Here is a 12,600-nt window from a genome sequence, read left to right as displayed (position 1 = left end):
GTCTTCCCGTGGTCGATGTGCCCAATCGTCCCCACGTTCACGTGGGGCTTCGTCCGCTGAAATACTGCCTTGGACATCAGTAAACGCCTCCCTTAAAAATGATTCTCAATCTTCACCGAAGTGTTTGCGTGAATAAACTTCCCCAGTGAACAACGAACCGCCCAAAAACGGGCGGTTCAGCGCTCACAAAATATGAAACGCGCCCGTTTGTATTCAACCGAGCGCGCACACAAACATCGGAGAGCCCACAACCGGACTTGAACCGGTGACCTCATTCTTACCAAGAATGTGCTCTACCTGCTGAGCTATGTGGGCAAGACTGTGGGCGGGGGCGGATTCGAACCACCGTAGGCGCTAGCCGGCTGATTTACAGTCAGCTCCCTTTGTCCACTCGGGCACCCGCCCATGTATGCGACTGCACACACCACAATGCCAGCGAAGCTTTTCGCCCGTCGCCCGACAAGTTTGTCGAGCATTACAGACAGGCCAACGAGATTTTCGCATCTCGTACTGCTCGACCTCTGGCAGAGCCGACGATCGGACTCGAACCGATAACCTGCTGTTTACAAGACAGCTGCTCTGCCGATTGAGCTACGCCGGCACATGAATGCTGCTCGGTCATTGTGCACAACACAGACTGCGCACGATAGTTAATTATAAACATATCCTCCTGAAGGGTCAAATTGCCGGGCTGTAAAAATTTCGCTAAAGCATCGGTTTCGAGCGCCGAGACCGTGGTCCATGCCTTGAAATTTCGGGGGACGCCTGAAGATTGACAGGGGGCACACCCTGTGCTACTGTTTTCCGGATATGTGATCCGACGCACCCGCTCCGGTGCAACAGCAAGGTTTAAGGTGGTAGTGTATGCGAGAGAATCGATTGCGCACGCTCTGGTCGCAAGGAGAGGCGGCGCTCTGTGGCTGGCTCACGATTCCCAGCACCTTTTCGACGGAGATTATGGCGCAGGCGGGCTTCGATTGCCTGACGATCGATCTGCAACATGGCTTGATCGACTACCAGACTGCCGTGACGATGTTGCAGACCATTTCCACGACGAGTGTGACGCCGCTGGCGCGCGTGCCCTGGAACGAACCAGGCATCATGATGAAGTTGCTCGATGCAGGTTGCTACGGGATCATATGCCCAATGATCAACAACGCAGAGGAGGCGGCTCTGTTCGCAGGCGCCTGCCGGTATCCGCCGGCGGGGTTCCGCAGCTATGGTCCCAAACGCGCCATGCTCTACGCCGGCCCTGATTACCCAGAGGCGGCGAACGAGACGATTTTAGCGATCGCCATGATCGAAACCGCCGAAGGACTGGCGAACGTCGACGCCATCGCCGCCACCCCGGGCATCGACGCACTCTACATCGGCCCCGCCGATCTCAGCCTGGCGCTCGGCCGCACGCAGCGCACCGATCAGACCGACCCCGTGTTGGTGGAGGCGCTGGAGACGATCCTGGCCGCGGCGAAGCGTCACGGCAAAGTGGCGGGGTTGCACACCGCTACGCCCGTCTACGCCGCAAGCATGATCGAAAAAGGCTTCCAGTTGGTGACGGTGTCCACCGACGCCGGCCTGTTAGAGACGGAGGCGAAGCGCGTGGTGAGCGCAGTGCGCGGCGAACGGACAAAAGAACAGGTTCAAGGGCCGTATTGATGCATACAGCTTCGCTTCTGGAGTGATCTGGAGGGAGGTTATAAGCTTGCAGGAGGCTTCGCAGCTTCCTGCAAGAGAGTCGCCTCCCCTAGGGGCGCCGGTTTAGCGCGGAATCAGCAGCCGCTGTCCGACGACAATGGTATTGGGATCGCGCAGGTCGTTGGCTGTCATGATCGTTTCCATGCTTACGCCGTAGCGCTGGGCGATGCCGGAAAGGCTCTCGCCGGGCTGCACGGTGTGCCAGACGCCTCGTCTCTCCATCACCTGACGCGGGGTGACGCCGGGGATGACCAGGCGTTGCCCCACGCGCAGCAGGTTCGGATTGGCGATGGCGTTGGCGGCGGCGATCTCTGCGGCGGAGACGCCGTAGTCCAACGCAATGCTGTTCAACGTTTCGTTGGGCTGCACGACGTGGGTCACAACCTCCTGACCGCTCGTCGCTGCGCCGCCGCCCTCTGCGGTGGGTGCAGCGACCCCCTCCGCCGCAGGAGATGGAGCGACGCCGGGGATCAGCAACGCTTTCCCGACAGGGAGATTGTCTCGGTCGAGAATTGCGTTCACTTCGGCCAGAACATTCACATTGACCCCGTATTCCATGGCAATGCCGAACAGCGTCTCGCCGGGCTGCACAATATGGCGGAAAGGCTCCGGCGTCGGCGTTGGCTCTCCCTCTGGGACGCGCAGGACCTGGCCCGCAAAGATATTGTCGTCGACGAGATTGTTCAGCTCGCGCAATTGTTGGGGAGAGACGTTAAAGCGCCTCGCAATGGCGGAGAGGGTGTCGCCGGCCTGAACCGTATACTGAAAGATGGCGCGCGTCGGCGTGGGTTCGGGCGTGGGCGTGCTGGTTTCGCGTGCGGGCGCCGATGCAGTGGGCGTCTGCACGTCCAGCACTTCGACCACCGGTTCGGCGCCGCCCTGCGCTTCCGTCACGCTTGTTGCGTCAGCGGCCGGCGTGGGACGTTCGCGCGTGCAGGCGGCCAACAGAGCGACCGTCAGGAGCAAAAGGCCAAGAAGCAGGTGTCGAGCGTGCACGGCTGTACCTCCCCCGGTGATGTAGAAACCAGAACCGCAACAATTATAGCAATTAGGCGGCGATTTCACAATTCCATGCGCGAACCGTCGTCGGCCAGGGGGCGGAGATTCGCCGCTGCGTTTGCGTCAGCGCAGGGTCTGATAGGCGGTGACGATCGCCAGGACAAGGAAGAGCAACCCGCCCAGGGTGAAGAATGAAAAAAAGCTGCCGAAGAGCAAGCCGGTGAGCAGGCCGCTCAGGGCCAGCCCTACGACAATGCCGGCCAGCGTGAAATGGCGAATATAGCGGCCGCGGCGACGGCCAACCGCTTTGCGAATCATCTGGGCGAGCGAAGCGCCTGCGCCCGAGCCGATCAGAATGGCCAGGATCCATCCGAAAAAGCCGGTGAGACGGAAAAGCCAGGCGACAAGCGGCCAGGCGATCAGCGTGACGCCTGCGGCTACGGCGAACGCGATCAGGTTGTCCGCCGTGGCGGCGTTGTAAAAGACGTTCTGCTGCTCGCGAATGCATTCCTTGCAGCGATAGCCCACCTCCGTCAGCACGGCGCATTTCAGGCAGATCGGTTTGCCGCACTTGTTGCAGCGCAGATAGGTTTCTGTGTCTGGATGATTGGCGCAATACATTGCTGTAGCGACATCGGCGGGATCATGCGCCGCCGGGTTCGACGGAGATGTGGTCATGCGTCGCTTCCCTCGGTTTCAGCTCGTCTTCAGATCGTCCACTGCATTTTTTCCATCAACGTCTGATAGAAATAGTTGCGCTCTCGCACGCGCACAAAGCGAGCCAGATGCGGGCTGCCGACCACCACGACCTGATCGTTTTCCTGCACCTCCACGACCACCTGGCCGTCCACCGTCACCATGGGAGGATAGTCGCTGGTGGCGTGCAGGCGAATGGTCACCCCCTCCGACAGGATAATGGCGCGGTCCATGCTCAAATGCGGGGCGATCGGAATCAACAAAATGTTGCGGAGTTCCGGAGGCATGATCGGCCCGCCGACCGCCAGTGCATAGCCCGTGCTGCCCGTGGCTGTGCTGACGATCAAACCATCGCAGGTGTAGGTTGTCAGGTATCCGTCATCCAGTTCGGCGCTGATGCGCACCACGCGCGCCAGGTTGCCGCGGCTCAGCACGACGTCGTTGAGCGCGTCGTACGTGCAGACCACCTCGCTGACGCCGTTGCGAGGATTCAGCCGCTCGAGATGCATGCGCACCATCAAGCGCTCTTCGATCCAGTATTGGCCGTTCAGGATCGCCCTCAGCGGCGTCTCCCAGTCGTTGGGTTGCACTTCGGCCAGAAAGCCGAGCCGCCCCATCTTGACGCCGAGCATGGGCACGGCGTAGCGGGCGCCCATGCGTGCAGCCCGCAGCAGCGTTCCATCGCCGCCCAGGGTGATCAGCAGGTCGACGCTGGGCAGATGGGCGGCGGTCACTTCCAGTTCCCAAGCGGATTCGCGCCAGATGTCAGGGACGCCCGCCGCACGCAGGAAGTCGCCGATCTGCTCCGCCAGCGCGAAGGACTCCGGCTTTTTGGGGTGATGAAGGATGCCTACGTGCGTGAACCCTGCGCCGTTTTGTTGGCCCATGTTCGCCCTGCTCATCTGCGTCGCCATGGATGACCGACCTTGATCTCCATTGTGCATCGTAAATCAGTGCATCGTAAATCTACGCAAAAACCTTATCATGAAGTCGTCCTGGCGGCGAAACTGAGGTATGATTGTGTGCATGAGTCGAGTGCTGATCATTTCCGATATTCACGCCAACCTTGCGGCGCTGGAAACGGTTCTCAACGACGCCGAAGGGCAGTACGACGCCCTGTGGTGTCTGGGAGATCTCGTCGGCTATGGGCCGAGGCCCAACGAGTGCATCGAGCTCGTGCGCGAGCGCGCCGAACTGTGTGTGATGGGCAACCATGACTGGGCGGTGTTGGACAAGCCGGGCGTCAACGTGGAGGATTTCAACCCGCAGGCGCGCCATGCCGTGTTGTGGACGCGCGAGCAACTGAGCGAGGAGAATCGGCGTTATCTGGAGCAACTCCCCTGTACGCCGGTGCATCCGCCGAAGACGTCGGAGATTTTGGTGACCCACGCCAGCCCACGCGAACCGGTCTGGGAGTACATCCTGACGCCTTCGATTGCGCTTGAAAACTTCGCTGCGTTTGACGATTTGCTTTGCCTGGTGGGCCACACACACAAGCCGGCCATCTATCGTTGGCGTTTCTTTGAATCGCTGGCTGAGGGTGAGGACGATCACGAGATGCAGGGCATGGCGACGGTCGACTACCTGCAGTTGCCGGCGCAGATGGCGGTGCATCTTGAGCTTTCGCCCACGCAGCGGCTGATCGTCAACCCGGGCAGCGTCGGTCAGCCGCGCGACAATGACCCGCGCGCGGCCTATGCGATTCTCGACCTGGAAACCATGACGTTGATTCACTATCGCGTTTCGTATCCCATCGAGCTGACGCAGAGCCAGATGCGCGAAGCCAGGCTGCCTAAACGACTGATCGACCGGCTGAGCTTTGGCTGGTGAGACGATCCGCTAGGCGCTGTTGATGCGATCCTCTAACACCTCTGGCTCAATTCGGTTGTACATCTCGAACCAGTCCGGCAGGTCCTTCGAGCGGTTGACGGCCGCCTGTCTTTCTGAGCGTCGTCGATATTCTTCCATGCGTTTCAAAATTTCCTGCGCCACCCTGCGTGGATTGGGTACGCCGATGAAATCGAAAGAGCCTCCTTCGGCCGCCGTCTGACAGCGTACGTCGCCGTAGTTGAAGAGCCAGTGCAGCGGCGACGGGATCGACATAGTGACGTTCTGAATGCGCCCTAGATTGGCGCTCTTGCGGTCTTCGGAGAGGCCGAGCGGCATTCGGTCGACATGCACAATTTCGTCTTCGGTCACTTCGTAGGTGTCGTTGTGCCAGTCGGCCATCGTCCAGAGCAGGTTGCCCGCCGCAATCAGCATTACAATCACGCCGAGAATGACCAGCAGGTTGAGAAAAGGCAGCGCCTCCCTGGGCGCTCCCCATATTTCCGACAGCCAAGGCAGCGCAATGAAGAGCATCCCCAACAAGAAGATGAACACAGGAAATCCCATCTGTGACGCAAGCATGAGCCAGTGTTTGCGCCAGACAATACGGTCTTTCGACGGGCGATGCGGCTGCAACTTCAGATAGCTTAACAGACGTTCCCACCGGCTCGGCTTTTGCGCAACAGGCGCGTCTCCTGCAACAGGCGTGTCTTCTCGATAAACCCGACTCGGAATATCGATAGCCAGCCCCAGCCGGGCCTCCAGAGCTTGCTGGATAGAGGATCTGTTTGCGGCCTCTGCATGGCGTCGACGCTGCTCGCGCCGACTTACGATCTCTTTGCGCAGGTTGTTGAAATCCTTGGCGTAATCAAAGCGAATCACGCCGACCGTCGCCGCCGTCTCGATGGTGATGGCGCCGTAGTTGAACAATCTGCCCGCCAGAGTGCGATACTGATTGACATTCTGAATCTGCTCCAGCGACGCCTCTTCGCGAGTTTCTGTGACGAAAAGCACCTTTTCTTGATGGATCACGCGCAGGTCGGTGATCATCAGCCAGTCGTTCCAATAGTCAATGATGCCCCAGATGAGGGCTGCGACGCCGAGGACGAGCACGGTGATTATGGCTGCGCGGAGCAAGACTTCGAGGCCGGGCGCAAACCCCGCCGCCCAGCCCGACAACCCGTACAGCGCAAGCGCCACAAGGAAGAGCAAAATCGCCGGCGTATTTTTGACAAAAAATGCAATCCAGTGACGACGCACTTGCAGCACGACTTTCTCGCCCGGCTCCAGCCATTCATAGTCGAGTTGCCTGGATTTTTGAGAACGTTCGCTTGCGATATCCGTCCTCTTGATTTTCAGGCGCGGCCGCAGGTCGGCTCCCAACCGCTTCGACACCGCCTCCAGGTCGCGCCAGTGGAAGCGCAGCCACTCGCTGCCGGCCTGCGCCTCCACCGTCGACTCCTGAGACACCTGACCCAACAGCGCCTGTTCGGCGAAATAGGTCGGTCCGATCGCCGTGGCGCTGCTGATCAAACGACCGTCCTTGTCGAGTGCGCGGACGGAGGCGCGACCCTCTACCAACACCCACAGGCTGTCGGGGACTTCCCCCTGATGGATGAGCAGACGAACATGTGGCAAATAAAAGTGGCTAACATAGCCGACAATGGTCCGTCGCTCCTCAGCATTCAAGCGCGCAAACATAGGGAGTCGGTCGATCATCTGTTCACGAAGATTGATGTCTTCGTGCATGATTTTTTCCGGATTCAGGCCGGTGATGCTCTTGAAGCTATGGTAAGGAATACAATAGAGATCGGTTTTTGCCTGGGAAGTTGCATCGTGCAGCATATACCGGTCAACGCTGCCCATGCCGATAAAGCCGACGATGTCTTGCGCTGCGCCGAACATGGCGCCGTTGCCCAGCAGGTGCGTCTCTTTGGGATGACCGGCCAGTTCAAGTTGAACCTGCCCCTGATGGATCAGGTAAATGCACTCCGACAGATCGCCGCGTCGATAGATCGTTTGTCCTGGCCGATACACTTTGTGCGTCGTTTCATCCGCCAGAAAACCGCTGACGATCGGATGGAGCGCAGGCGACAGCGCCAGCCTGCGCATGAAAGGGAACGTGCTCAGGCGATCCGCCACCTCTTTGGGAAAGAGGCGCTCGCGAATTCCGGGAAAATAATAAATCAGGCGACTGAAGGCCTGCGCATCGATGGCGAGCAGTTCACAGGCGTCTTCACTTCTGGCGTAAGTGGTGTAGGGAATCCCATAGAGAAACTCCAGGTGCCCCAACAGCTTTCCTTCGCCTACGGTGCGTGCAATCAAGCGGCTTTTTTGGCCCTGGACGGTCTCTTCGCGATACTGATTGATGCGTCCGGACGCCAGAATATACACTGCCGTGACCGGCTTCTCCTGGCGATAAAGCATTTTGAACGGCGGAAGATAGAGACGGTGGATGGCGCCGAGCAAAATCGGCTCCCAGATGGCCGGGTTTACATCTGCAAGGAAATTCAACTGCAACGCTCGAATTTGTGAACTATCGAGCGGCGTTGCGTCGAACACCGCAGCGTCTTTGCTCATAGCCATTCCTTCACCCGCTCCGCCACTTTGCGCGTGACGCCCGGCACCGCCATCAGCTCCTCGATCGACGCCCTGCGCACGCGCTCGATGTCGCCGCCAAAGTGTTGCAGGATCGCCTTGCGTCGCTTGGGGCCGACGCCGGGGATGTCGTCCAGCCGCGAATGCGTCTGCTCCTTGCTGCGCAGGTTGCGATGGTAGGCGACGCCAAAGCGATGCGCCTCGTCGCGGATGCGCTGCACAAGGTGGAGGGCGGCGCTGCCGCGACGCAGCCACAGCGGGTCGGGGGCGTTGGGACGGTAGATCTCTTCCTCTCTCTTGGCCAGGCCAATCACAGGAATCTGCTCAAAGAGACCGAATTCTCGCAGCACCTCCACCGCGACGTTCAGTTGTCCTTTGCCGCCGTCGACGATCACGAGGTCGGGCGGAATGCGCCACGTCTCATCGTCGTTGCGGCTACGTTCGCCTGCGTCCGCCTGCGTCGAACCGGCTCGTTGTGCATCGTCCTCTCTGGCTGACGCGACCAGGCGACGGAAGCGGCGCCGCAGCATCTCGCGCATGCTGGCGAAGTCGTCCGGCGCGCCCTGGCTGCCCTTGCCCTGAATTTTGAAGCGCTTGTAGGCGCTCTTCAGCGGCGCGCCTTTGGCGAAGACCACCATCGAACCGACGGTGTTGGTTCCCTGCAGCGTGCTGATGTCGTAGCATTCGATGCGCATCGGCGTTTTTTCCAAATGCAGCGCCGCCTGCAGCTCGGCGAGCGCCTCCGTCTGGCGATGCGTATCGGCGGCGCGCGTCGCCTGTTGCACGCGCAGAAACTCGGCGGCGTTTTCTTGCGCCAGCTTCATTACGGCGGCTTTGTCCCCGCGCTTGGGCACGCGCAGCTCGACTTTGCCGCCGCGATGCTCGCTCAACCATTGCGCCAACAAGTCCGCGTTGCGCGGCGTCGCCTGCACCAAAATCAAAGGCGGAATGAAGGCCGCCTGATCATAGAATTGCTGGATGAAGGCGGCGATCACCGTCTCCATCTGGGCGGCGCCGATTAGGTCCTGTTCCGCCACGTCGGCGTTCTGCTCCTGAAGCTGGAAGACTTCTGCGCCTTCGAGCATGAAGCTGTCGCGCCCGACCAGCCGGCCATGGCGCACCATGAAGACCTGCACCGCCGTGTCGCCTGTGCGTTCGTCCTGGGCCACGGCGACGTAATCCAGGTCCTCCATCGCGCCGGTGACGATCTTTTGCTGTTCGGCGATGCGCTGCGCCGATTGCAGTCGATCGCGATAGAGCGCAGCCAGTTCAAACTGCAAATTCTCCGCCGCGCGCTCCATCTGCTCCTTGAGCTGACGGAGCACGCGATCGCTGTCGCCTTCCAGAAAATCCATCAGCTGTTGGATTGTCTCCCGATACTCCTCGCGCGTCTGCGCGCCGATGCACGGGCCGCCGCACAGCTTGATGTGATAGTAAAGGCAAGGGCGCGCATCGGCGCCGGTGATGGTGCGGTCACAGTCCAGGTAGGGAAAGACGCGGCGCAGGGCGTCGAGCGTCTCATAACAGGCGCGCGCGCTGGTGTACGGGCCAAAGTAACGCGCTCCGTCCTTGCGCATGCGCCGCACCACCTGAATTTTGGGGAAATCGTCCTGCCAGTTGACCTTGATGTACGGAAAGGTCTTGTCGTCTTTGAGGCGAACGTTGTAGCGCGGCTGGTGGCGTTTGATCAGCTCATTTTCGAGCACCAGCGCTTCCAGCTCTGTATTGGTCACCCACCAGGAAATGTCGGCCACTTCCGAAACGAGCGCACGCGTGCGAGGGCTATGGTTGGCGGACGCATGAAAATAGCTGCGCACGCGGTTGCGCAGAACCACAGCTTTGCCGACATAAAGGACGCGACCGTGCGCATCCAGCATCAAATAACAGCCCGGCGAGGTGGGCAGACTATCCAATTTTTGCGCGACTTTCTCAGGAATGCGGTTGTTCATGGTTCACAATTTTACCATAAGGCTGGTGCGCGCTGAAGATCATTGCGTCAACCCCTTGTTGAAAAATTGACCGCACTCCTGCCGTCCGTTATAATCAGGGACGCGCTATTTTCAGGCGTCGGTTTGACCATTCATGGAAACGGTTATGGGCAACGACGAGTTGAACGAAAATCCACTGGATGAATACGCCGCCAGGGCCAGCCAGCAGCTCTCTGGCCAAAGCGCCGAGGTGAGCCATTCAAGCGTCGAGCGCGTGGAGAGCGGTCAGGTTTCCTTGCGCGATTCATTCGCCCAACATGTGCAGGCGGCTGCCATCTACATGGAAGACGCCGCCGCCGGCGTGCTTAAGGCGGGTTCCTTGGAGGCGAAGGACGCGGCGATCGGCGCCGCATTTGCGGAGTCTGTGCAGGCCACGACGCTGCATACGGGCGTACTGGCCGGAAAAACAGTGGAAGGCCGGGAAATTCGCACCGGTCTGCTCTTCGCCGTCAACGTCCGTGGGGATGTCTATAGCGCCCTTTCCCCGGTCGCCGGCCTGGCGATCGGGGCCGGTTTCGCCGTGGGATATTTCCTGACGCGGCTCGCCTGGAAAATGGCAAAGCGGCGTCTATTGCCGGTAGAATAAAACGAATTTGATCAGGAGTCTTTCATCATGTCGAACTTGAACTTGAGCGCCGAGCCGAGAACGGTCTTTGGCCGGAAAACCAACCAACTGCGCCGTCAGGGATGGGTGCCGGTGGTCGTGTATGGAACCGTCGCCGAGCCGCTGAGCCTGCAAGTGACGGCTCGCGACCTGGAGCGCACGCTTCACGCCGGCGGGGCTTCCCAGGTGGTCACGCTCTCCGTCACGGGCGGGGGCGTTCACAATATTTTGATCAAAGAGGTCCAGCGCGAACCGGTGAGCCATGCGCTTTTGCACGCCGACTTTTACGCGGTGAACATGAACGAGAAACAGCGCGTGGCGGTGCCGGTGGTCGCCGTGGGCAAGCCTTCCGGCATGGCGGCCGGGCTGATGCTCTTCCAGGCGCATGAGATCGTGCACATCGAGGCGCTGCCCGCCGACATCCCCGCCGAGATCGAAGTGGACGTGACGCCGTTGACGCTGGAGCATCCGATTCACGTGCGCGACCTGCCGCCGATCCAAGGCGTCACCTATCTCGATGACCCGGATGAGGTCATCTTCTCGCTGATGATGACGCGCGCTGCTGAGGCTGAACTGGCGGAGGCCGAGGCGGTGGCGGGCGCGGAGCCTGAGGTTGTCAAGAAGGGCAAACAGACCGAAGAAGAATCGGAAGAATAGCGACCTCCGAGAGAGACTATGGAGGCCTGAGGCGGGCGGAGGAGCCGCGTCGCTTCAGGCCTTTTTTTATTTGAGGGGGGCGTGGTGGGGGAATTCTCTGTGAAGCGGGACCTTGCGGGGAATTGGCTGAAATTGCACAAATGACTCTGAGCACCTCGTAGCTGCGCTTCCTCGGATCCCGCGAGACTTTATGGTCTGTTAAGAAAGTGCGGCAGGGAGCCGCACCTACGAAAAGACCATCATCCCTCTGTAGGCGCTGCCGGTGCAGCGCTTCTCGGTTAACCAAATCATCGGGGCCTGTAAGGACGTGCGGCTCGCAGCCGCCCGCACATGCTGAAGTTACTCCTTGGTTTCAAAGGGAGGCTCGTCGAGAAACTGCATCGGATCGACGGCGACGCCGTTGATGCGCAGCTCCCAGTGCAGATGGGAGCCGGTGCTCAGGCCGGTGTTGCCGACCAGCCCCAGGACGTCCCCCGTCTCCACCCGCATGCCGGGCGCCACTTTGATCTCGCTCATGTGCCAGTAGCCGGTGAAGACGCCGCCGCCGTGATCGAGGATGACGGCGTTGCCGCGCACGGCGAGCGGCTCCGCCAACACGACGACGCCAGGCGCCGGCGCAAAGATCAACGCCCCCTCCGGCGCGCCGAAGTCCTGTCCGGCGTGGAAATTGCCGATGTCGGCGACGGAGTAGGTGCGCCGCTGGCCGAACGGGCTGGTGGTGGGATAGTCGACGCTGATGGGGCGGCGGAAACGCTCGCGCCAGAGCAAAACAGGCGTGTATTGCGACCACACTGCGACGACGCGATCTCGCTCGGCGGCCACGACGTCGGGTGTGAGGACATCCGCCTTCTCCTGCGTTACAACGATCTCCTGGTAGCCATACGGGCCGGCGACGACGTTCACCGGAAATGTGCGTTTCAGATCGACGCCGCGCGCTGTGGTGTAGCCCACCTCAAGCGTATACACGCCGGGCTCCTGCAGCGCGTTCACCGGGATAAACGCAAATTGTACAAGCCTCTGCGCATCCAGGACGTTGAAATGCAGTGGCTGATCGCTGAGTCGACCAAACAGAGTCACCGGACGGCTGGTCGTGACATAGAGACGGCCGGTGCGCCCCTGCACAATCGAATCGGGCGCATCGATGGTCAAAATGGCGCCCAGGTTCAAGCGAGGCGGCGGCGCCGAACGTGCAGGCACGCGCACCGGTTGGCCGGGGAAGAGCCGATGCGTCGTCGTTGTGGCGTTCAGCTCGGCGATGAGCGTCGGGTCTTCGCCGTAGCGGGCTGCGAGCACGGCGATGTCGTCGCCGGCCTGCGCGCGCACGACCGTCGTCGGAATCTCCGCCGCCGCCAACGCCGGCGCCGGTGCAGAACCGTCGGCGTCGGGAATGATCAGCACTTGACCGACGCGAATGCGATTGGGGTCCTCGATGCCGTTGGCGGCGACGAGCGCCTCGACGGTGACGCCAAAGCGCACGGCGATGGCGCCGAGCGTATCGCCTGGGGCCACGGTGTAGGCGCCGTCCTGCTGCGCGCG

At 60.7% G+C, this 12,600-nt stretch carries 10 protein-coding genes and 3 tRNA genes; 4 read left to right on the top strand and 9 right to left on the bottom strand.

Going from position 1 to position 12,600, the window contains the following annotated elements:
- Nucleotides 1-242 precede the first annotated feature (242 nt).
- From Q0367_RS06900 to Q0367_RS06890, 3 genes are all read right to left on the bottom strand, one after another.
- Nucleotides 243-315 (bottom strand) — tRNA-Thr (locus Q0367_RS06900).
- Nucleotides 316-322: 7 nt separating this feature from the next.
- Nucleotides 323-405, bottom strand: a tRNA-Tyr gene (locus Q0367_RS06895).
- 123 nt (nucleotides 406-528) lie between these two features.
- A tRNA-Thr gene (locus Q0367_RS06890) sits at nucleotides 529-601 on the bottom strand.
- Nucleotides 602-864: 263 nt separating this feature from the next.
- Here Q0367_RS06890 and Q0367_RS06885 point away from each other — a divergent pair.
- Entirely contained in the window at nucleotides 865-1,656 is a 792-nt protein-coding gene (locus Q0367_RS06885; protein WP_297638074.1) for an HpcH/HpaI aldolase/citrate lyase family protein, read from the top strand.
- A gap of 102 nt (nucleotides 1,657-1,758) precedes the next feature.
- Here the strand turns inward: Q0367_RS06885 and Q0367_RS06880 are convergent, their stop codons facing one another.
- From Q0367_RS06880 to Q0367_RS06870, 3 genes are all read right to left on the bottom strand, one after another.
- The gene (locus Q0367_RS06880) at nucleotides 1,759-2,691 is read right to left on the bottom strand and encodes a LysM peptidoglycan-binding domain-containing protein (protein WP_298981314.1); all 933 of its coding nucleotides are present in this window, start codon (nucleotides 2,689-2,691) and stop codon (nucleotides 1,759-1,761) included.
- Between the two features lie 126 nt (nucleotides 2,692-2,817).
- Nucleotides 2,818-3,372 (bottom strand): B-box zinc finger protein, encoded by a 555-nt coding sequence (locus tag Q0367_RS06875; protein WP_298981313.1) that lies wholly within the window; start codon nucleotides 3,370-3,372, stop codon nucleotides 2,818-2,820.
- A 29-nt stretch (nucleotides 3,373-3,401) separates the two neighbouring features.
- Nucleotides 3,402-4,304: an NAD(+)/NADH kinase gene (locus Q0367_RS06870; protein WP_297638085.1), complete on the bottom strand. Its 903-nt coding sequence runs from the start codon at nucleotides 4,302-4,304 to the stop codon at nucleotides 3,402-3,404.
- A gap of 112 nt (nucleotides 4,305-4,416) precedes the next feature.
- Between Q0367_RS06870 and Q0367_RS06865 the strand changes: the two genes are divergently transcribed.
- A complete protein-coding gene (locus Q0367_RS06865) occupies nucleotides 4,417-5,220 on the top strand; it encodes a metallophosphoesterase (protein ID WP_297638088.1) in 804 nt (267 codons plus the stop codon).
- A 9-nt stretch (nucleotides 5,221-5,229) separates the two neighbouring features.
- Here Q0367_RS06865 and Q0367_RS06860 read toward each other — a convergent pair whose 3' ends face one another.
- A complete protein-coding gene (locus Q0367_RS06860; RefSeq protein WP_298981312.1) occupies nucleotides 5,230-7,797 on the bottom strand; it encodes a cyclic nucleotide-binding domain-containing protein in 2,568 nt (855 codons plus the stop codon).
- Complete coding sequence (gene uvrC, locus Q0367_RS06855) at nucleotides 7,794-9,764, bottom strand: excinuclease ABC subunit UvrC (RefSeq protein ID WP_297638094.1); 1,971 nt, start codon at nucleotides 9,762-9,764, stop codon at nucleotides 7,794-7,796. The genes Q0367_RS06860 and uvrC overlap by 4 nt, the downstream gene beginning before the upstream one ends.
- 145 nt (nucleotides 9,765-9,909) lie before the next feature.
- Between uvrC and Q0367_RS06850 the strand changes: the two genes are divergently transcribed.
- Both Q0367_RS06850 and Q0367_RS06845 read left to right on the top strand, forming a co-directional pair.
- Entirely contained in the window at nucleotides 9,910-10,389 is a 480-nt protein-coding gene (locus tag Q0367_RS06850; RefSeq protein ID WP_297638097.1) for a hypothetical protein, read from the top strand.
- A 27-nt stretch (nucleotides 10,390-10,416) separates the two neighbouring features.
- The gene (locus tag Q0367_RS06845) at nucleotides 10,417-11,064 is read left to right on the top strand and encodes a 50S ribosomal protein L25 (RefSeq protein ID WP_297638100.1); all 648 of its coding nucleotides are present in this window, start codon (nucleotides 10,417-10,419) and stop codon (nucleotides 11,062-11,064) included.
- A gap of 339 nt (nucleotides 11,065-11,403) precedes the next feature.
- On the opposite strand, the gene Q0367_RS06840 is transcribed toward Q0367_RS06845, so the two are convergent.
- A complete protein-coding gene (locus Q0367_RS06840; protein ID WP_363325841.1) occupies nucleotides 11,404-12,573 on the bottom strand; it encodes a peptidoglycan DD-metalloendopeptidase family protein in 1,170 nt (389 codons plus the stop codon).
- Between the last annotated feature and the right edge of the window lie 27 nt (nucleotides 12,574-12,600).

The organism is uncultured Caldilinea sp. (assembly GCF_937128415.1).
Classification (GTDB): domain Bacteria; phylum Chloroflexota; class Anaerolineae; order Caldilineales; family Caldilineaceae; genus Caldilinea.
Note: the sequence above shows the minus strand (reverse complement) of the source record. Positions and strands in the feature narration are given on the sequence as shown.